The organism is Dyadobacter sp. 3J3, assembly GCF_009801115.1.
Classification (GTDB): Bacteria; Bacteroidota; Bacteroidia; order Cytophagales; family Spirosomataceae; genus Dyadobacter.
The window spans coordinates 572,337-593,578 of the sequence record NZ_VTOL01000001.1 but is presented as its reverse complement, the minus strand read 5'-3'; the positions used below and the strand labels follow the sequence as shown (position 1 = coordinate 593,578).

Sequence of the window (21,242 nt, the reverse complement as noted above, 5' to 3'; positions counted from 1 at the left end):
AATAGACTAAAGAGTTGACCAAATAAACGAATCCCGAAACAATAAGCCAAGCAATTGACCAGATATACCAACGTACTCCAAAAGGAGCCATTTAGTTTTGTTTTAATACCTGGCTTTCTCAACGCATCTGGAAAAATAAGATGAAAATGATCCCTGAAAGACCGTTCATTGCTTTTTTTATCGGCGTTATTCTTATGCTTAACGGAACCACATGTAGTGTTGACCGTTCAGAAATGGAAAGCTTCAAAAAGGTGTCATCGTCGTATGCAATCCTTGCCGAAAAATCACTTGACGTGATGGCGGACTTTGATCTGGAAACCTGGGGTACAATGCTGAGCGATAGTGTGGTCTACTATTTCCCGGACAGAAATGAAAGGACAACTAATAAGCTGACTGGAAAATCGGCTTTACTGGCCTGGTGGAGCAATTATATTGCAGTTTCAGGGATCAAATCCATGACCATTGAAAATGCACATTATGTACCCATTTGTATTGAAAAAAAAGGGAAAAAAGGTGAATTGCCGGGCATTCAGGTAATTGCTTATTTTTCAAATAATATAATTTATGAAAAAGGCTCAGTTTCGGTCAAAATGAAATTTATTATCCATTTTGATGAAAATAAATTGATTGATGGCTATCAAACTTATTATGATACGTCACGAATTGTGAATATGCAAAAGGATAAAAATATTGCCGGAAAACTTACCCCTGATTTCCGCTTGAAATTGAATACTCTATTTCCGGAATATAATATTTAACCCAGTTAACTTTTACCATTTAACAGTAATCACATGTATCTACTTTACATTAAGAGGAACTACGAAGGAAAGTTTTTATTAGTATTCATGCTGCTATTTTCCTGGTCTTTTTCAACCAGGGCTCAGGTACCTGCAACTTTATATTATGATAACGAGAATGGCCAGATAAATTTTCTTGAATCTGCTGCCGGTCACTTGGTGAAGCATTATCCGGATGCCTCCACGGGGACGCAACCTGGCGATATCACCTTATTTGAAGGCGTGAGGACAATAACTAACGGCCCGGTTATTGATTGTATTGTCAAAACAGTCAGTGTTACCAACGTAGATACCTGGGAAGCGTTTGATGAGAACAGGGTATCGCTTACCACGCCGGTTTTTTTTGACAATAACGCACCAAATTATTTTTCTCCTCAAATTTATTTTTTAGCAGGAGGAGGAAATGTCCAGTTTGAATTCCAGTTTATTTTGGGCGGGTCTTTTGATGCCGAAACGCTGAAAGGCACCAATGTAACACTTCAGAATGTCAAATTAAATACTTATGATCTGGATGGAAACGGTTTTCCGGGATCGTTTCAGTACAATAAATTTACCGGTTTCAATTCAAGCCAGCTTTCCAGCGATCAAGGTTCCATCACACGTGTTACTGCAGCGTATGACGCATCGACAGGTTTAACAGCATTTACTGCAAACCAGACTGTAAATCTAAATCCTATCACGGATCCACGCACAAGAGTTCTTGTCAGTAATAATAATATCAGCAAATTTACATTAATCGCCGGAAGTTACGGAGACGGCATTTCCCTATTTTTTCTGGATTTTTCCTCAGGAGCTGATTTTATATCTTTGACGACTTCGGCTCCGGCAATAGACCTTAATACCGGCACAATCGGAGTAGATAATGTAGAAACTTCATGTGACTCAGAAATTCCCTTCTCAAAGAGTTCACAAACCAATGTTCCGGTTGCCAACCAATTACTCGTATCCCTGGATGTTACTTATCCCTTTTCCGCAATTCTTGATGGAGACAATGAAAAGCTTCTGATCAATGGTGCAGATGCAGGTACATCTTCCTATGATCTGAACTTTACCTCAGCAGGTGTGGCAACGGTGGTCTCTATTGGTGGTGTAGTATTTAATGTGACAAAAACCGTTAGCACGGTTTCCGGTGTGGTACTCAACATAATATCTTTTGCATCGTCAACAACGTTTACAAAATCTCAGGCAGAGTTGTTATTGGATGCATTGCGATATACTAACCTCGCAACTTCCCCGGCACAGGGAAAACGCAATTTTGTTTTAAACTTACGGGATGCGAGGTTTAAAAGTCCGTATGCAATTTTTAGTGTTTCTCTGCCTTGTACACCTCTTCCGGTTACGCTAATTTCCTTCGATGTTTCCCGGGAGAACGAAACCGCCTTGATCAGCTGGTCCACAACCGAAGAAGTTAATAGTGATTATTTTGAAGTGCAGCATAGCATGGATGCCAAAATATGGAAAAAGCTGGAAACCATTTCGGCACGCGGAGATTCAAAAGCCGCTCAGCATTATCAGGTAACTGATAATCTTCCCTTTGCAAATGCTAACTATTATCGTTTGAAAATGGTCGACCGGGATGCTTCGTATGCTTTTAGCCGGATACGTATGATGAATTTTGATAAAGAAAATCTGACGAAAATTTTTCCAAACCCTGTTTCGGAAATACTGAACATCGAAACGGCTGACTGGGAGTCCGTTTCCGGAATTGAAATTTATAATACAACCGGTCAAAAGGTATACAGCAACATCGGGAAAAATCTTCGAAATACCATTAAAATCCGCTCATTCAGTCCGGGAATATATGTTGTAAAACTGTTGAAGAATAGTAAAGAGTTTTATAATACTAAAATATTAATTTCCAGATAGTTCTGAATTCAATTTCATCTTATATTTTTTATCAAAAACAGTTATTTAACCAGTACTTACATTATGAAAACTAAACACTTCTACTCATTTTTATTTGCTCTTATTTTTCTATCATTTGCAAGTCAGGCTCAGAATTATTATTTGTACTATCCGGGGATAACCGTTGGCAAAGGTGTAAAAGGGCACCAGGACGAGGTATATCTATACGCATTATCTAACGGATTTACAAAGCCAAACCCGACGAGTGCTCCTTCATTTGCAGACTATTCTGTAATTAAAAATAACGATGTTACAAGTATTGATATGCAGAAACTTGCAGTGTTGGGCACGTCTACCGATGGCGTTGAAATCCGTGTTTATGCAACAGCTTCGCCGTCAGCGGTGCTTACCATTCAGCTTAAAGGTGTAACGATCAGTTCTTACAGCATTAGTGGTTCTAGCCAGGATGGTGGTTGCGCGACATGTTCAGGATTTACCGAATCAATATCTCTGAACTACACGGCTGTCAAAATTGGTACCTTCATGTGGAACCTCACAACAAATACGCCTACTTATTGACATGATGAAAGACTTTGTTATCAATTTGTGCCGGGTGTTGTATTTAGTGTTCGCTATTTCTCCGTTTGGCGTGTATGCACAAACTTTTTCCCACTCAGTAATGAAGATTCCGGAGTGGAAGACCAATTTAGTTAAGTTAATTAAATTGCCGGTTCAGGAAAAACTGGAAGAAATACGAGCGCGAAGTACTCCCGAGTACTACGCTAAATTGTACGGAGTAAATGGAATTCTGGCAAAACGTGAAGGTGTTGTTTTGCGCACCGCTGAAATTTGCGGAAAGTATGTCTGCAGTGTTACACCTTTGCCCGTAAACTTGATTTCCTTCAAAGGCGAACGGATTGACGCAAGCCGGGTGGGGCTGACATGGGAAACTTCTTCGGAAACAAATAATGCCGGTTTTGAAATTGAAAGATCGCTTACCGGGACTATTGATTTTGAAAAAGTTGGTTTTGTTGATGGCGGCGGGACGGTTGCAAAGAATAAAACCTATGCATTTTCTGATCTGTTTTCAAACGAAAACGTAACCTATTATCGTCTGAAACAACTGGATTATGACGGCTCGTTCGAATATTCACGTATTATTGCGGTCAACGGTTTCAGAGAATTATTGACTTTTATAACCATTCCAAATCCCGGAACGCAAAACAATACCTTTTTTCAGATTGCGGGGAATGATGCTTCGGGGGAAATTGATTTGACAATTTTGGATAGTAAAGGTCAAGTACTTTATAAAAACAATCGCTTGAAAGTAAGAAATGACAAACAAATTGCACTTGGCAGACTTCCAAAACTTACGGCAGGTTTGTACATAGCGAAAATTATTTGCGCCGGTCAGCAGTCGACAGCTTCTTTTGTGATCAGGGAATGAGATATGAATATTCAAAAAGTGGTCCTGCCCCGGTGCCACCGGTTTATATTTGGAGTAAAGTATTTTCCGTTGGCGGCAGTTTGTAAAGCTTTTTTTAAACGTGAAATTTAGATTTACAGGATTTCATAAATTGCGTATCTTGTGGTCATCGAAAGTTTTCAGAATTTCATTAAGAACTTTTCCGAAGCTTTACAAATTACCCAATCGAATTTAGAAACCAGTCTGCCATGGAAAAAAATACAAAATCGACAGCTCAGAAAATGTCCATTGCTGTTTTACCATTTTTGAACCTTAGCAATGATCCGGAGCAGGAGTATTTTAGTGATGGCGTGACAGAGGAAATTATTAATGTTTTAAGTCATGTGCCTGATTTGCAGATCGCCGGGCGTACATCTTCTTTTACTTTTAAAGGTAAAAATCAGGACGTTAGGGTGATTGGTGAGCAACTGAACGTCAATCATATTCTGGAAGGAAGTATACGGAAATCTGGAAACAAGTTGCGTATTACAGCAAATCTTATCAATGTAGCGGACGGATATCATATCTGGTCGGAGAAATACGACCGGGAACTGATCGATATTTTTGACATTCAGGATGAGATTGCGCTTGCGATTTTGAAACAAATAAAAATACAATTACTAGGCAGCGAGCAGGTGACGGCTTTCAAAAGATACACCAATAATCCGGAAGCTTACCAACTATATTTGCATGGGCGTTTTTATCATAACAAATTTGCAGGAGCCGACGTATTTAATAGAGCCATCGGATATTTTCAGTCGGCTATTAAACTGGAACCAACGTATGCGATCGCTTATGCAGGTATTGCCTCCTGTTATCTGAATATGTGGTTTTACCGCCTTCTTCCCGCGGCCAATGCTTTGCCCTTAATGAAACAGGCGACGGAACAAGCTCTGGAGCTGGACAGCAGTATTGCGGAAAGTTATCTGGCGATGGCGCGTATGCAAATGTTATACGAATGGGACTTTACCAATGCTTCTTTGGCTTTCAATAAAGCGTTAGAATTGAATTGGAACGCTGCCGAATTACATATACAATTTGCATTGTATTCAGCGCTGACGGGCAATCTGGTCAAGGCAGAAGAGCATGTGGCACAAGCGTTGTCGCTAGAACCATTTTCGCTGATCAATAACTTTTATGCCGCTTATGTTTACTGGATAGCCGGTAATATTGAGAAAGCCGTTGCTCAGGGAAGAAAACTCGTTGCGCTGGAACCTTCGTTCTGGGGGGGATACATGATCACTGGCTTGAATCTTATCACCTTGAAAAATTACCCGGATAGCCAGGAAGCTCTGGAATCCGCCTTGGAAATCAACTATAACGGTATCACATTAAGTGCTTGCGGCGCATTATTTGGGCTATCCGACGAGACGGAAAGCGCCTGGGATATTCTTACACAAATGACATCACTAAGCAAAGCCCAGGTTGTCGCCAATTACGATATGGGGATCGTACATGCCTGTGTGGGCGATGTTGATAAAGCGGTGCATTATTTTCAAGCGGCCATTGATCACCACGAGCCGCCAATGCTATTTTTCGAATTTATTGTGCGGGACTGGCTTTCAGACCGTTTGCGGGATGATCGTTACGAATTACTCATTAAGCAAATTGTAAAATCGTAACGTATTCGTTTTTAGAACAATATGCTAACAAACGCCAAGATTATCTGCTACTTTTGGTATCGAAATGATACCATCATCAAGCTTGTGAGCGAGATCAATTGTTGAATATGCCTTATGTTTGTTTATGATTGAACGTAAATCTGTCTGAGCATTGGTCAGGAGAAATTATCTGAAAAATTGTTACCATGAGCTAAACGGTATGGTGAAAACAAAAGTAATCTAGAAGTTTTTTTCCAGTCCTGTCATGTAAAGATCAAAACCGCCTTTGCCGCCAGGCCTGTCAGAAGAAAATATCATGAGCTTATAGGTAAAGTTTATTGTTGGTAAAATGGGTCGGTACTCATTATACAGTGTGTTTATTCGGTCACCGGCATTTACCGGTGCCGACCACTTTCCGTTTTCTAATGTGGAAGTATAAAGATCAAAACCACCCTTTCCGCCGGGTCTGTCCGAAACAAAAACCATTGTATTTTCCAGTAAATAAGGACATTTATCTTCATAAGGACTGGATAGCTCATCCATTTTTCTTATACTATATTCCTTGGGATGAATCACATTTTCCCTTGTAACATGCTCTGAGCTCGTTCGTGGAATTGTAACTTCATAAATATCGAAATTGCCACCGCGATTGGAACAAAAGTAGATTTTATCACCCTGATATGAAAAGGTCGGATAGGCATCATCTTTATCAGAGTTAAGTATGTCAAATTTTTCAGGATCGGGGTTTCCTCCATAGGTTAAGTGTTTTATATCAAGATTACCGTCAGAATCATCAGCGTAAAATAACATTAGATCGTTCTTTTCACTGTGGTAATTAAAATCTGTCGGGAATAATACCGACTTGGGTCCAAGCACATTGAAATTTCCATTTGCGCGGGATGCCAGGAACTGCACTCCGCTGTAAGGATCAGAGGAATATGACCCAACCACATTTTCATGAGGTTTTATTTCCAGTCTTTTGTGATAACTAAAATCCGCTCTGGCAGAAACAAGATTAAAAACATTTTTTTTCTCTCTCTTCGATGAAAATAACAGATGGGTTGATTCGGATCGGTTGGAGGGTAAATCGGAATTGTAGTCATCATATTCACTATTGAACTCGTCCAGACGCACCACTTCTTCTAGAAACTTCCCATCCTCGGTATGAGAAAAAAAGGGCCAGCAGCTGGTTAAACAAAAAGCTGTTAAACTAAGAAGGATAAGTCTTTTCATTAAAAGGAGAGATGAGTTGTTTCATTAGGACTACATTTTATAATAAAAGGTTGGATTTATATGACAAATAATAGTAAAATAAATAATTTTTATTATCGAGAACCTTGGGAACTCGATAGCGTCATTTTTAAAGGCATGGATGGTAGACTGGAATTTTATCTCAAAAACCAGTTTGAAACAGCAAAAGTCAAAGAGCTTAACATCACACATCAGGAAATTACTAATGACCTGAATACCACTCGGGAAGTGATTTCTAGGCTTTTGCAAAAAATGGATTAGTTAAGAAAATCAAACTTTTAAGGAATATGATCGTTTGGATTGAATAAATAAAAACCTTTGTCCCTCTCTCTGTGACATTCGTCACTGTCCATTTATTTTCGAATTTCCACCTTTGTGAATAACTTGAATGAAATGGAAATTTTAGCATATAGCGCGTCTGTATCTATTGGTGTTTCCCCAGGGCTGATTGGCGGCGGAGAATCATTTCTAACCGTCCCTGTAATGGGGGTATATAACCCTATAAAGAAATCGTGATAAAGTTTAATTTTTGTAAATTAATTAGGGTTTTATGCCAATAATGTCCCGAAAAAAAGACCTGATTTTTGTAAGTGTACAGCTGGTACTGTTCTGCCTGTTTATCTTCCTGCCTGACTTTTATGCTTTGCATTTTTCAAAAAAACTTAAATTAGTCGGCCTGATATTTAGCTTTGCAGGTTTGCTCGTTTGTTTGATCAGCATTTATCAGCTCAGAAAAAGTCTGACCCCATTCCCGTCACCGGTTCGTAATGGAACATTGGTCAATACGGGTCTTTTCAAATATGTCAGACATCCCATTTATTCCGGTATTCTTGTTTGTCTTACAGGCTACGGCTTGTTTTCTGAAAGTGTAACCCGGCTTATGCTGGTGGTCATGCTTTTGCTGCTTTTTTACTACAAATCCAGATACGAAGAAAAAATGCTTTTGTCGGTTTATTCAGGCTATCACGAATACAGGAAACGTACCGGCAGATTTTTTCCCTATTTCTGACCGTAATGTATGGTATGTCCTTTGTATGTTTGGCTGCAAATATCCTTATCTGAAAGTCTTATGATGAAATCAAACAAACCCAATCCTGATTTAAAGCAAAGTCCTGGAGATCACCTTGCCAATGAACGAACATTTCTGGCTTGGGTACGTACAAGTATTGGAATCATGGGCTTCGGTTTTGTGGTTGTTAAGTTCTCATTGTTTGTAAGGCAAATTACCGCCGTTCTGGGTCACAAAGCAGAAACGCCGTCAACCGGATATTCGCCTGTGATTGGTATTTTATTGGTTGGTTTGGGAGCAGTTACGATACTTTTTTCATACATCCGATACATCAATACCAAAAAACAACTCGAAATTGGACAATATTATCACTCAACAGTTTTGATCAAAGTCATGACGGCGGCGATTTTTCTGGTCAGTTTGTTGTTGATTTTATATTTAGTAAAAAGTATCTGATCATGAAAAAACAATGGTTTTCAATTTCCAATATTGTCACAGGTCTCATACTGGTTTTTATGGTGGCGATGGTGATCAAGCCGGAAGTAAAGGCATGGGCCATTCAGCGCCTGATGACTATTGGTCTTTTTCAGCCAAATCTGGATACAGAGGCAGACAATGGAGATGATACAGAGTCAAAAAATGAATTGCCTCCGTTGGTGTTGCAGGATGAAACTGGGAAATTGTTCGACCTGAATATGTACCGTGGTAAAGTGGTTTTTATCAATTTCTGGGCAACCTGGTGTCCTCCATGCCTTGCTGAAATGCTTTCGATCCAAACACTTACTGCAAAATTCAAGCAAAATGAAGATGTTGTCTTTCTGATGGTTGATGTGGATGGAGATTTTGCCAAATCCAGTCGATTCAAGCAAAAATATCATTATCAATTCGATGTACTGGCTCCGTCAGGCAATATTCCACATATTTTTATGACCGGAACAATTCCGGCGACACTTGTGATTGACAAGTCGGGGAAAATCGTTTTCCATCATGAAGGAGCGGCAGACTATGCGAATACGGAATTTACGGATTTTCTGCAAAATATATCTGGCCCTACAAAGGGATTATAAGGTACTTATCTAAACTTCTCAGCAAAGTTGGCCGTTGAATTTGAAAACAACAAATAATTTTATGGTAAGTGACAAATTTCAACAATAGTCGGCTTGGCGCTTCCGAAATTTGTATTGTAAATGATTTATTGCCGTCACGCAAAGTCTTCCATAAAACAGTTGGTTTTTGTTTAGAATTGTCACCAGTTGTAAGATACGGCAATACGCGTAGAGATCAGCGGATTGTGAAATTGACTAAATTTTTACCTCGGGACAAGTAAACTGGGACTAAAAGTCTTTTTTACCTGATATAACACCGGATGCCAACCTGATTAAGATTGGATCATGCTATGACCGCCCTGAAATTTGCCAACTATGAACCGAAGAAGTTTTCTTGCTTTAACAGCCGGTGTTTCCCTTGCGACTGAGCTTCCGGCGATTAGCGGCGAGCTGGATGCTTCAATTCCCATTATCGACACCCACATACACCTTTTCGATACGAACCGTTCTCAGGGCGTGCCCTGGCCTGAGAAAAGTGATAAAATTCTTTATAAACCGGCACTTCCGGAGCGTTACCGGAGCATTGCAGGACGGTTGGGAATTAAAGGTGCAATTGCTGTTGAAGCCAGTTCCTGGCTCGAGGACAACCGGTGGGTTCTGGACATCGCCGCACGTGATAAAATTATTGTTGGCGTCATCGGTAACCTTGAACCCGGTAAGCCGGATTTTGGGAAACAGCTAGAGCGTTTTCAAGCGTATCCGCTCTTTCGTGGCATACGTTATGGAAACCTTTGGGGACATGACATTGGCGCCCGGCTGGAAAATGCCGGATTTATCTCGGATCTTAAATCCCTTGCAGGTGCGGGGATGGTGCTGGACACTGCAAACCCGAATCCTGCGCTACTTTCTGCAATTGTGAAATTGACAGACAAGGTGCCCGATTTAAAGGTTGTGATCGATCATTTGCCGCAAATGGCCATTCCTGAGGATAAAACAGTTTATAAGTCATGTCAAGCTGATCTGCAGGAAATAGGGCAGCGGCCAAAAGTGTATGTCAAAATCTCAGAGGTTTTGCGCCGTGAGAACGGACAAATCCCAACTTTACTCGATTTTTACCGTGCACGTTTGGACAATATATACGGAATCTTCGGTGAAAACCGCTTACTATACGGCAGCGACTGGCCCAATAGCGACCAATGGCTGCCATTTGAAGATGGACTTAAACTGGTTCAGTCATACTTTAAGGGAAAGGGGCATACTGTTGCCGAAAAGTATTTTTGGAAGAATTCTGTTACAGTTTATGGGTGGGAGAAACGTGAGGATGGGCAGCCGGAAAAACCTTATAAAAACTAAGCATTGCCTTTCTATTCAGAAAATAGATTGAAAGATTAATGGTCGGCCCGTAACTGATTTTTAAATGACGATTGAAAAGTATGTATTTTTTCAATGGCTATGAATTTCGCGCGAGTGTACCTAACATGTCGGTCTTAACGGATGGACAGCGCTGTGGTGAACATTTGTTAAGACTGACATGTGTAAGTAGCTTTTTTACAACGAGAATCCCAGGATAAATTAATCCACAAACGTAAACGCCTTCCTCAGCAGTTCCAGACTTTTAGGCACCGAAGTTTTAGGATCTTCTTTTCCTTCCATTTCCAGGGAGACGAAACCTTTGTAATTGGCTTTTTGGAAAATCTTGCCGATGCGTTCATAATCCATTTCTTTGTCATAGAAAGTACCTCCTCCATAATAGGTCTTAGCTTGTACGATGGTTGCATAAGGTGCCAGTTTTTCAAGTCCGGCATAAGGTTCTCCTACAAAATTCCCCGTGTCAACATTTAGTCCCATGGAAGGCGAGCTTTTCAGGGCATTGTACATCCGCATCAGATATTCGATGTTGGAGGAAAGTCCCCAGTGATTTTCAAGTGCCAGCACGACACCGGCTTTTTCAGCATATTGAAGACATTCGCCCATCCCGTCAATTGTCCATTTGATGCCGTCTTCGTCCGTGTATCCTTCAATAGGCGGTTCAATGCCATGAGTATAATAATCGCCCTGTCGCTTATTTTTGACTGTTCCCCATGAGCCCGTGTTCATACGCACGCAGGGAATGCCCATTTGTACGGCCATGTTGATGCATTTAAAAGTATGTTCAATATCAGTCTTGCGTTTGGCTGCCTCCGGTTGCAGGAAGTTTTGGTGAATGGAGAGCAGCGGCAGCGTCATACCATTGTCGAAAGCGAGGCGTTTTAATTTGTTCTGGTAGGCAACCGTTTCTTCTTCCATCGATCGGTGCAGGATCTCGACACCGTCAAAACCGAGGCGCGCGGCATCCTCGATCACATTTTTGATCGGATATTTAGCACCCTGCAAAGGCCAGTACGAATAAGTTGACACGGCAATAGGCAGCCGCCTGCTAACAGCAGCTGGTTTGTTGACTGGCTCTGTTGCATGAGCAAATGAACCGGTAAGCAATGCAGACCCGATCAACGATGATTTTTTTAGCCACTCCCTTCTTGAACCCGAGGTTTCAAGAGCCGTAGAATTGTCCATAAGAAAAGGTGAGTTAGTGTTAATATGATAAAAAGCGTGGCTTTTGATATTTTTTTATATTTCAAAAACTACGGTCATTTGTGAAATATAAAAAATATTGTTTCGTCTTCGTACGTATTTACGGTTATAATTTTTGATACTCCTGACGTAAAGCCTGAATTGCTAGATTTTAGATTGAAAGAAATTTTGTAAAACGGTTTGGCGCAGGTAGAGAAATCCAGAAATACAGGCTTTAAGCATTAGATTTCTAGGACCAAAAACAACACGTCTAGATTGGACTTACGGAATTAATTTGTTCTAACAACAACTGAATTTGATTACGGGAATTACTTTGCCGGCACAAATTTCAAAGCATAAGAATTCATGCAATAACGTTTTCCGGTAGGCCTTGGACCATCATCAAAAACGTGACCCAAATGTAATCCGGTTTTGCTTTCTACCACCTCATCGCGTACCATGCCCAGCGATCTGTCTGTAATAACCTTTACCGCTTTTTCATTGTAGGGTTTGTAAAAACTTGGCCAGCCCGTGCCGGATTCGAACTTGGTATCCGATGTGAAAAGTGTGTCGCCGGTGGCTGCACTTACGTAAAAACCCTTTTTATGGTTATCCCAATACGGATTTTTATAAGGCTGTTCCGTACCTTTTTTGACCATGACTGCATAGGCCTCTTTCGATAATTGTGTCTGCCACTCCACGTCCGTTTTGGAGATTGGATATGCACTTTTTGTGTTCGATTGAGCTTGAATGTATGTTGCTGCTAAGCAAAATACGATTAGAAAGAAATATTGTTTTAAGGTGTTCATTGTATTAAATGTTTAGTGGTTTAAATCTTTTGTATTAATGCAGCCCGGTTTGCTGCAGTTATCTTACCATTTTCAGTATTTTGCAAAAAGCCAATCACTTCCAAATCGATGTTTTTTAAATTGTCCGGGACGTTGATGAAGGCCTTTCCTGTATTTTTTTCGTTAATGACTATGTTTTGGATCCTTCGTGCAATTTGAACGTGTGACAAAATTCGCCCGGCATTTTCTCCGGCTCTGACTTTACTCTCGGCTGTTTTTTGGACCAGTGCCAATACCAGCGATGCATTAGATAAATCTCCATCAATATGGTAATCGAGACTGATCTGCTCTTTACCGGCTTTTATATTTTCAAATACTATTTGTGTAGTAGTATTTGAGTTAAGCCCTTCTGCTATTGCTTTACGCATGGTGGCTTCCTGAGAGCCAACGAATTCTGTATTACCATCAACGATAGCTTGCGGTGTATAAACCGAAGGAAGTTTCATTATGCTGGCATACTGTTGCTGCCTTTTTGTAAAAGCAGGATCGCTGAATACATCCCTCCATCCCAACCTGTTCCAGTAATCGACGTGAAATGACAGGATATAGACAGGCTTGTCTTTATATTCTTTTTGGATTTTCCCCACCAGTGCGTCTGCTGAAGGGCAACTTGAACAGCCTTCTGATGTAAACAACTCCAGTACTGCAAAGCCAGGATAAGTCTTTTCGGTTTTAGTGTAAGCCGATGTATCCGGTTGGCGAAATGCGACGATCAGTATGCTGACTGTCAGTATGAACACAGAAATCGTAAGTGTTTTCATGTGATGGTTTTTTATTTTGAAAAAGACTTTAATAAACAGCAATTATTATACCTCACTCATTTTCCAATAGAGCGGATCCGAACAAGTGGTTAAATTGTTGGCAATGTATCAGTGCATATTTGTATTTGGTGAAATCAGGATTTCCCGCTATCGGATAAATCTGCGTCCCGCTGATAGATTTTAAGGATCCCAGGTCTATAAAATCTTTTGGGGCAGCTTCTTTTGATAAATAAACATGCAGATCCGGGCCGTTGTTGGTTTTGAAATTATCAAGAATAAGGCTGTACTGCCCATTGCTGTTGATGATTTTGGCAGTACCTGAAACAGATTCGCCACCAACTCCCATCAGCATTCCTTTTTGACTGATTACTGCCAGGCTGTCAACTTTTTCAAGAAGTGGCGTAACAGGTGTATTTTCTTCTCTGCTGCATCCGGCGAAAAGTGTTCCAAATAACAACGCAAAAATTAGATTTTTCATCAGTTAAAATTTTAAGTTATTAGGTTAAAACTGGTAAGAGACTCCGATTCCAAAGTTATTGGCCTTGTTCCTGAACCGGTTAATCACCGTGCCGTCCGAAGTCGTCTGTCTCACATTTCCGGTAGTATACTCCGAGAACAAAAATTGATAAATAGCCCGTAAACCCCATTTTTCATTGAAATTGTATTTGAGAAAAAACTCTGAATTCAATGAACCTTTATCGTGGTCACCCGTAAGCAGCAGATTGAAAGCCGTTGGTTTCGAGGCATTGTCTGTGCTGGTTTCACCATTGCTTTTAAAAACAGACGATGATTTTTGCCCGAACGTAACGCCAATCAGATCGATGTTAAACCCTGCGCTGAATTTTGGACTGAAATGATAACCCAGGTTAATGGTTGTATTGAGCGCATTTACAAATGGACGCTGAACCGTTAACGTATCCCAGTTTTCTGTTTTTTGTCCTGCAAAAAAAATGATGAATGGTGTTGTGAAAGAGCGCGTTAGCTTTGCCGGGCCTGCGGTGGTATAGAGAAGTTTTGTACCTGCCACACTCGTTAACCTTGCTCCCAGACCAATTTCAATTTTTCTTTTTTTTCCGATTCGCCAGTTATAAACATATGATAAAGCGCCAGACCCTTGCGAGTTGCCAATGGTTCCGGCAATGTCCACCAACTGGTTGGTCTTTGCAGGTAGCATCTGCTGCGCCTGCCCGGTCATAGAGACAAGGAGCAGACAGCAAAAAATGATAATTTTGTCTTTCATTTTCTTGATTAGTAAGAATGTACTTAACTTTTGAGCCCGTCTGGAAATCTGTTTTTAAGCAATGATAATAAACGGTCTTTTTCAAAAAATACCAGTAATACACAGCTGATAAAAACAATCAAAGCATAAATAAACAGCTGTCCGCCGTCGCCCTGGACTTCTATCCCGAGCACAGTAAGGTGAGAGAAAATAGCACCAGATATGACGCCGAGCGCGATAAGTGCACCGACCCCGGTCAATGCCGGAATAAGAATAAGCACGGCTGCGATTAATTCAACGATACCGGAGCCGATCCGCCCCCAGGGCTCTATGCCTAAGGTTGAGAATATATAAACCGACTCGGGCGCGGCCGAAAATTTGAAAAACAAAGTTTGAAGCAAGATCACTGCCGGCACTATACGCAGGATCCAGAAAACGATTTTATTAGGTTTTGTATTCATGTTTCGTTTAGGTCTAAATTGAATTATTATTGTTTGCCAAACTTTGTTTACCTACCATCGAAGGCTAATAGCCAACAGATAATTGCTAAAAGCTCTTTATGGTTTATCCTTAATTTCAACCCAGTTTTTATCTGCTTTCACGATATACCCGGGGATGTCCTTATTCCATCTTTCTTGTACTTTTTTGTTATAATTAAAATAGAGCTTGTTGTCTTTTACAGTCCAGGTATCGGTTTCTGTGGGTGCTTTATGTCCTTCCGCTGTTCCGTATGCACAATAGCCGCCATATTGCGGGGCGTATTTTTCAGGTTCTTTTTTAAACATTTCCAGGTTAGCCTGATTTTCAAACAACCAGTTGGTTTCTTTCCAGCGGTAGTTGAATTGCTCCTTGCCTATAATCGCTTTTGCTTCTGTATGGAATGCGACTACGTCGTAGCCTTTGATAGCCATACCGTCTTTTTCAAATATTTCAGACTTTTGCGCTTGCACACGAACGAACGCAAAAAGTAATAACAACGGTAATAAAAGTGATTGTCTCATGATTGTCATTGAGGATAAAATGGGTTTGCTATTTGGTGAATCTGGCCCAGTTGGCGTCTGCTTTCTTTTTTAGATTTGCCTCGTCTTTGTTCCAGGTTTTCAGTGTATTGTTAAAGTATTTGTTGTAAAAAAGATAAAGTTTGCCATTGACAACTTTAAACGTTTCCGGATCAACCTCCACTTTTTCTCCGCTTTCTCCCATGGCATAAGCACACCAGCCCCCATATTGAGGCTTGTATTTAGAAGGATCAGCTTTAAAAAGATCACGATTTTGAGCAGAACTGAAATAGTAAGTAACACCGGCATCGGAAACGCTAAATTCTTTTTTCCCTTCGAGTGCTTTATTGGAAGTCATATAGGCAACCGGATCGTAGCCTTCGATCGCCAGCCCGGATTTTGAAATATTGCCCTGTTTTTTAGTCAGATCCTGTGCAAAAACCGTAGTTGCAAGTACTATTAAAAGTAGAATGATAGGAAGCTTATACATGGTAATGGAGTTTTGTTGAATGATTGGTTTTCAGAGAGTGGGTCCGGATAAATTTAGCTCAAAGTTTAGTATGACCTTATCGGACATACCGAGTGTGTTGCCACCGAATTTCCAGTCTTTCCGGTTGATTTCTGCATTTCCTTTCATAATTGCATTTGCGCCGGTTTTCGTGAAAGTGAATGGTATCTGTACCATTTTGGTTACGGATTTTAAGGTCAGATCAAATGTTCCGGAATATCCGTTCGATGATTTTTCAATTTTGGTCGATTTCATGCCAATCCTCGGATATTTGGTAATCTCAAAAAACTGATCTTTTTCTTTAAGATGCCTATCCCTGAGGTTGTTATTGGTCGATATCGTGGCTGTTTCTACGGTCCCGGCAATGTTAGCAGCCCCTGGATTAGCAGGATCAAAAATGATAGTTCCTTTAAATCCGTTGAAAGTTCCATTCACATCAGCACCAAACATGCTCGCCTGAAAAGATATTTTTGCAGACTGCACCGTCCAGTTCTGGGCTTTTGAAAACGGGGATATTAGCAGGCAAAAGGCAAATAGTATTTTCCTCATATTGTCAGGCTGTTTGTTGATGTTTTACGGTCGAATAGGCAATTCCGAAATTTTCAGATAACCTGATGTGTTTGAAATCAACTTTTACCGCAATAGCGATGATGGCCATGTGGTGTACGGCATGTTCCACATTGTAAAGCAGCTCCCGGTAAAAAGTTGTCGTGATCTTGACATCATTTCTTTCGTCCGAAGAATAGGAAGCTTCCAGTTTCAATACCATATCATCCTTCGTTATGCGTATTAAAGCAATCAGTTCTTTCATTTTGGACACGGCCTCCCGTGGACTATTTTCGAGAGCAAGGTTACGTTCACGCTTGTCATAGTTGAGCTTGCCTGATGTCGCAGCCCTGGCCGCGAGATCATAAAATTCGAGAATGTGCCGTAAATGACGCCCGACGGAATTGTTTGAAAGCAGGTCCAGTGGCCTGGTATACTCTTCCTGAGAAAACTGCTGGGTCATCTGTGCGAGCTGACTTAGGATTTCTATGGAAACATCTTGTAATTTCATAGCTTAAAAGGTTGTTTTTTACTTTCGTTTAGGGTATTTACATTCAAAGGATATGCCATCAACAATGGATCACCAGAAAAGCGCCTCTGTTATGTCCTTTTGGTATTATGAGTCTTTTTTTGGGTGTGTGCCAAACCAGACCATTTTCGATATTTCGTAATCTTTCGGAGTTTTCGGAAGATATTCCAGGCGATTAAAAGTGTGGCGGAGGGGGAAAGTTCGATTGTGTGCTTTGAAGGGCCATAATGGCTTTAATATAAAACAGGAATAGTCAAGGAACAGAAGTTGAATACTTTTTCCGTACATTGAACATCAGTTCGTTATCAGGTAGAATACATGAGAAGATTTGCAGAACTCCTTTTACTTTGCCTCGGCATGATAGGAGGTTTTACGGTCGTTGTAATTGCGCAGGGCGTCGGCACACCGCTTATTCAGCATTTTAGCCCCAAAATGTATCAGGCACATCCTGAAAACTGGACGATCATTCAAGATCGGCGCGGGGTTCTTTATGTGGGAAATCAAAGCGGCGTATTGGAATATGACGGCAGCACCTGGAAACTGATCGAGGTGCCGGGTGCTGCTGTTAAATCATTGATTGTTGGAAAGGACGGCCTTGTCTATGTGGGAACCTCAACGGATTTTGGCTATCTGCTTCCAAAACCCGGTGGACAAGTGGAGTACAAATCGCTCAGCAAAAAGTTGCCTAAGGCCGAACGAACTATTTTACCCGTTAACCGCCTGTTTAGTGACTCAACAGGTATTTATTTTTGTACTTCAAAAAAGATCTATCGCTTCAATGACAAAAAATTTAGGATTTGGACTGCTAAAAACAAATTTTTGACGGCCAATTTCGTCCGTAATATTTTATACGTACAGGAAATTTCCGGTCAACTACTTCATCTGGTTTCGGATGAACTGAAACCCGCAGCCAATAGCGGCCAGTTTGTCAACCTGAAAATACAGGCGCTGCTCGAATTTACTGACAAAAAGCTGCTTGCAGTAACTGAAAAGAATGGAATGTTTGTTTATTCGCCTTCCGGCGTCGCGGCAAAATTGATTCCTTTCAAAACATCAGCTGATCCTTGGCTTAAAAGTTCAGCCATTACCAGTGCCATTTGTTCTTTCAATAAGGAGGAAAAATCATATCAGTATTTCATTGCAAGTCAGTTTGGAGGTATCAGGATATTGAATCAATCTGGTGCAGAACAAATGCAGCTGGATGGATCAACAGGATTTAACCAGAACAGCATTGCTTCGTTGTATCTGGACAAACAGCTTTCACTCTGGGCAATGACCGGCAGCGGAATCTGCCAGATCGGCTATAATTTGCCGGTAAGCCGTTTCGGCACAAGCCAAAATATTAATTCTACGGTTTGGAGCATTGCCCGTCACGGCGGAAAATTGTATGTCGGGACGGGAATTGGTTTACTGGGGTGGAGTGCGTCAAGAGAATTGTTTGAACCGCTTCCATTTATTCGCTCGGCCTGCCGGACTCTGCTTTCCGATGGCACGGACCTGTATGCGGGTACATCTGAAAATATTTTCCGGATACGGAATGATCATGTCGTTCAGGTATTATCTACGGGTGGTGAATCTGTATATGCGTTATTGAAATCCAAACTGCGTCCCGGATATTTGCTTGCCGCTCTTTCCAATGGAGTATTTTTATACAGGATTTCTGGTAATTCATGGAAAGAAATGGGTAGGATCCAGGGGCTGAATGCAGATTGTCGCTCGTTGGCGGAGGATGTGGACGGAAAGATCTGGGCTGGTACCAATAAAAGCGGCTTTTTTAAAATTGATTTAAACCATATACCCGGTCAGGAACAACCAGTGAAAGGGCCATCCTCAGTACACGTTGGGGCAGGGCTCAATGAGCTTTCCTGGAATTATGTTTTTCCAACGGCCGGGGAACCAAGATTTACCTCCAAAAATCACGTATATGCATTTGACCGCCAAAAAGGGGAATTTGAAGAAATACCTGTTTTTCAAAACCTGCTTCGTGATTCTATCAACAGTGCTCCGTATTTTGTAGAGGATAGCGCCCGCAACTGGTGGTTTGCAAATCCACTTGGTATTTTGCGACAATTGCCAAATGGTAATACGGAATGGGACAGCCTTAGCCTGATGCCGATCCAGCGGAAAGGTTATTGTATTTATCCGGAAAAAACGGGTATCGTATGGGTTGGAAATGACGAAGGGTTGTATCGATATGATGGTATTCAAATGGCCATGCACCCCTCTTATCCGGTTCTGATCAGGGAGGTTCGTCTTTTGTTAAATGATTCATTGTTGAATATTTCGGGTAAAGACCTAAGACAAGATACGGTTTTGAGTAAGCCGTTATCGTACAATTTGAGAGATCTTTCCTTTCGTTTTGCGGCTACGAGTTATGTGGGTGAAACGGGTAATGAATTCCGTTACAAACTGATCGGAAATGGCGTGATGGCGACCGATCTGGAATGGTCGCGCTGGTCGAAGGAAAGCTGGAAGGATTATACCAACCTGCCCGCCGGTCACTATGTATTTCATGTAATGGCCAGGAATCCTTATCGGGAACTGAGCCGGGAAAGTAGTTTCGCATTTGATATTCAGGATCCCTGGTTCCGTACCTGGTGGGCCTATCTGTTGTATGCCGTATCAGCTTTTTTGATTATTTCTCTGGCGATATGGCTGTATACCCGTAGGTTGAACAATGAAAAGGCCAAACTGGAAAATTTGGTTGACAGCCGGACGGCCGAGGTAGTTTTGCAAAAAGAGGAACTTGTGGAGCAGGCTGCGCGCCTGCAACTGGCCAAAGATGCCGCTGAAAAAGCAAACCATGCCAAAAGCGAATTCCTCGCCAATATGAGCCATGAATTAAGAACACCCTTGAACGGGATACTGGGTTTTGCACAAGTTTTACAAAGAGAGCCTGCGCTAACACAAAGCCAGGATAAAGGCTTGAACATCATCCGGAAAAGTGGCGAGCATTTACTGAATCTGATCAACGAGGTTCTGGATATTTCGAAAATCGAGGCGCAAAAGCTGGAAATGGAAAATACCGTTTTCAGTCTGCCGGGTTTATTAAATGATATAGCAAATCTTTTTCAGGGCAGGGCAGAGGAAAAAGATTTGGCATTTGAAATGATTATCGACAAACAAATACCTGCGCTCGTAATCGGTGACGAGAAGCGTATTATGCAGGTATTGACCAATTTGCTGGGTAATGCCGTGAAGTTTACCGAAAAGGGTAGTGTGACTTTTCACGTCAGCAGCAACGCCTTGCAAACAGGTTTTTTTGAAATAAAATTTGAAGTAAAAGATACCGGAATCGGTATTTCAAAAGAATTTTTAGACGAAATATTTCTTCCTTTTCATCAGATCAAAGACCGCAGGCTGTTTTCGGAAGGCACAGGCCTGGGACTTGCGATTGCCAGTAACCTGGTTGGACTTATGGACGGAAAACTTGATGTGCGAAGTGAAATAGGAAAAGGTAGTGTGTTCTCATTGATCCTGACGCTCAGTGAAGCGGTTGGTGAAATGGCCCCCAGGTTTTCAGACCGGGATATAACAGGTTATTTAGGTGATAGAAAGACTATGCTCATTGTGGATGACCATGCTGAAAACCGGCTGGTCGTGCATGAGTTGTTTTTATCTTTAGGCTTCCTTATTCTGGAAGCATCCGACGGACAAGAAGCTGTTAAACTGGCCAGTTCAATGGTTCCCGACCTGGTGATTATGGATCTTGTGATGCCGCGTTTGAACGGCTTTGAGGCCGTAACGGAGATGAAAAAGAATCCTGCGCTGGCTAATACGAAAATGATCGCCTTTTCAGCAAACGTATTTGAGCGCAATCAAAAACGAAGTCTGGATGGAGGATTTGATGATTTTGTACCAAAGCCGGTTAATATAACAGCATTGTTGTCAGTGGTTGCGCGGCAACTGAATCTGCAATGGACGTTTGCCACAGAAAATCAGTTACAAACCGTATCAGAAATTGCCGGTAACCCGGATATGAACGATCAATTGCCTCCCGGAAAGGAACTTGAAATATTGATGGAAAATGCAATGAAAGGGGACATTCAGGGAATTCTGGATACATTGAATGAGATAGAACGGGATTATCCTGATACTATTGCTTTTGTGAGGCAGGTAAGAAAATGGGCCGGGGAATTTAATATGGGGAGGATTAGGGAGTATTTGGTTAGTTGCATGGTGTTGGCCAAATAATTTAAACTGCTGTAATATGTATTGTTATTTTTTAATAATGATGCCAATTTAGTTATAATGTAATGAAGTCAAATT

Annotated in this window: 22 protein-coding genes; 11 read left to right on the top strand and 11 right to left on the bottom strand. The window is 41.2% G+C overall.

The window, feature by feature from the left end; translation table 11 throughout:
• The first annotated feature begins 146 nt into the window (after positions 1-146).
• The 5 genes from FZF08_RS02610 (at position 147) to FZF08_RS02590 (ending at position 5,729) form a co-directional block, all read left to right on the top strand.
• Positions 147-758 carry a hypothetical protein gene (locus FZF08_RS02610; RefSeq protein ID WP_159467044.1) on the top strand — a complete coding sequence of 204 codons (612 nt, stop codon included), beginning with the start codon at positions 147-149 and terminating at the stop codon, positions 756-758.
• Between the two features lie 33 nt (positions 759-791).
• A complete protein-coding gene (locus tag FZF08_RS02605) occupies positions 792-2,663 on the top strand; it encodes a T9SS type A sorting domain-containing protein (RefSeq protein WP_159467043.1) in 1,872 nt (623 codons plus the stop codon).
• A 63-nt stretch (positions 2,664-2,726) separates the two neighbouring features.
• Entirely contained in the window at positions 2,727-3,221 is a 495-nt protein-coding gene (locus FZF08_RS02600; RefSeq protein ID WP_159467042.1) for a type VI secretion system tube protein Hcp, read from the top strand.
• A gap of 1 nt (position 3,222) precedes the next feature.
• Entirely contained in the window at positions 3,223-4,089 is an 867-nt protein-coding gene (locus tag FZF08_RS02595; RefSeq protein ID WP_159467041.1) for a T9SS type A sorting domain-containing protein, read from the top strand.
• A 227-nt stretch (positions 4,090-4,316) separates the two neighbouring features.
• Positions 4,317-5,729, top strand: a complete 1,413-nt coding sequence (locus FZF08_RS02590) for an AraC family transcriptional regulator (protein ID WP_159467040.1) — start codon at positions 4,317-4,319, stop codon at positions 5,727-5,729.
• A 219-nt stretch (positions 5,730-5,948) separates the two neighbouring features.
• On the opposite strand, the gene FZF08_RS02585 is transcribed toward FZF08_RS02590, so the two are convergent.
• Entirely contained in the window at positions 5,949-6,941 is a 993-nt protein-coding gene (locus tag FZF08_RS02585; protein WP_159467039.1) for a PD40 domain-containing protein, read from the bottom strand.
• Positions 6,942-7,001: 60 nt separating this feature from the next.
• On the opposite strand from FZF08_RS02585, the gene FZF08_RS02580 reads away from it, so the two are divergent.
• The 5 genes from FZF08_RS02580 to FZF08_RS02560 all read left to right on the top strand — a co-directional run bounded on the left by FZF08_RS02580 (position 7,002) and on the right by FZF08_RS02560 (position 10,367).
• Positions 7,002-7,220, top strand: a complete 219-nt coding sequence (locus tag FZF08_RS02580; RefSeq protein ID WP_159467038.1) for a helix-turn-helix domain-containing protein — start codon at positions 7,002-7,004, stop codon at positions 7,218-7,220.
• A 298-nt stretch (positions 7,221-7,518) separates the two neighbouring features.
• Positions 7,519-7,968: an isoprenylcysteine carboxylmethyltransferase family protein gene (locus tag FZF08_RS02575; RefSeq protein WP_159467037.1), complete on the top strand. Its 450-nt coding sequence runs from the start codon at positions 7,519-7,521 to the stop codon at positions 7,966-7,968.
• 60 nt (positions 7,969-8,028) lie between these two features.
• Positions 8,029-8,424: a YidH family protein gene (locus FZF08_RS02570; RefSeq protein ID WP_229216389.1), complete on the top strand. Its 396-nt coding sequence runs from the start codon at positions 8,029-8,031 to the stop codon at positions 8,422-8,424.
• A 2-nt stretch (positions 8,425-8,426) separates the two neighbouring features.
• On the top strand, positions 8,427-9,035 hold the full coding sequence (locus FZF08_RS02565; RefSeq protein ID WP_159467036.1) for a TlpA disulfide reductase family protein: 609 nt from the start codon (positions 8,427-8,429) through the stop codon (positions 9,033-9,035).
• 354 nt (positions 9,036-9,389) lie between these two features.
• Positions 9,390-10,367 (top strand): amidohydrolase, encoded by a 978-nt coding sequence (locus FZF08_RS02560; protein ID WP_159467035.1) that lies wholly within the window; start codon positions 9,390-9,392, stop codon positions 10,365-10,367.
• Positions 10,368-10,586: 219 nt separating this feature from the next.
• Here FZF08_RS02560 and FZF08_RS02555 read toward each other — a convergent pair whose 3' ends face one another.
• From FZF08_RS02555 to FZF08_RS02510, 10 genes are all read right to left on the bottom strand, one after another.
• Entirely contained in the window at positions 10,587-11,567 is a 981-nt protein-coding gene (locus FZF08_RS02555) for a sugar phosphate isomerase/epimerase (protein WP_159467034.1), read from the bottom strand.
• A gap of 326 nt (positions 11,568-11,893) precedes the next feature.
• The gene (gene msrB, locus FZF08_RS02550) at positions 11,894-12,373 is read right to left on the bottom strand and encodes a peptide-methionine (R)-S-oxide reductase MsrB (RefSeq protein WP_159467033.1); all 480 of its coding nucleotides are present in this window, start codon (positions 12,371-12,373) and stop codon (positions 11,894-11,896) included.
• A gap of 20 nt (positions 12,374-12,393) precedes the next feature.
• Positions 12,394-13,173, bottom strand: coding sequence for a thioredoxin family protein (locus FZF08_RS02545; RefSeq protein ID WP_159467032.1), 780 nt, complete (start codon positions 13,171-13,173; stop codon positions 12,394-12,396).
• A 52-nt stretch (positions 13,174-13,225) separates the two neighbouring features.
• On the bottom strand, positions 13,226-13,651 hold the full coding sequence (locus FZF08_RS02540; RefSeq protein WP_159467031.1) for a DM13 domain-containing protein: 426 nt from the start codon (positions 13,649-13,651) through the stop codon (positions 13,226-13,228).
• A gap of 24 nt (positions 13,652-13,675) precedes the next feature.
• Positions 13,676-14,413 carry an outer membrane beta-barrel protein gene (locus FZF08_RS02535; RefSeq protein ID WP_159467030.1) on the bottom strand — a complete coding sequence of 246 codons (738 nt, stop codon included), beginning with the start codon at positions 14,411-14,413 and terminating at the stop codon, positions 13,676-13,678.
• 23 nt (positions 14,414-14,436) lie between these two features.
• Entirely contained in the window at positions 14,437-14,853 is a 417-nt protein-coding gene (locus FZF08_RS02530; RefSeq protein WP_159467029.1) for a DoxX family protein, read from the bottom strand.
• Between the two features lie 96 nt (positions 14,854-14,949).
• A complete protein-coding gene (locus FZF08_RS02525; protein ID WP_159467028.1) occupies positions 14,950-15,393 on the bottom strand; it encodes a YHS domain-containing (seleno)protein in 444 nt (147 codons plus the stop codon).
• Between the two features lie 28 nt (positions 15,394-15,421).
• Positions 15,422-15,880, bottom strand: coding sequence for a YHS domain-containing (seleno)protein (locus FZF08_RS02520; protein WP_159467027.1), 459 nt, complete (start codon positions 15,878-15,880; stop codon positions 15,422-15,424).
• 30 nt (positions 15,881-15,910) lie between these two features.
• Positions 15,911-16,447, bottom strand: a complete 537-nt coding sequence (locus FZF08_RS02515; RefSeq protein WP_159467026.1) for a YceI family protein — start codon at positions 16,445-16,447, stop codon at positions 15,911-15,913.
• Between the two features lie 4 nt (positions 16,448-16,451).
• Complete coding sequence (locus FZF08_RS02510; RefSeq protein WP_159467025.1) at positions 16,452-16,955, bottom strand: hypothetical protein; 504 nt, start codon at positions 16,953-16,955, stop codon at positions 16,452-16,454.
• Positions 16,956-17,291: 336 nt separating this feature from the next.
• On the opposite strand from FZF08_RS02510, the gene FZF08_RS02505 reads away from it, so the two are divergent.
• Positions 17,292-21,167 (top strand): hybrid sensor histidine kinase/response regulator, encoded by a 3,876-nt coding sequence (locus tag FZF08_RS02505; protein ID WP_159467024.1) that lies wholly within the window; start codon positions 17,292-17,294, stop codon positions 21,165-21,167.
• Positions 21,168-21,242 lie beyond the last annotated feature (75 nt).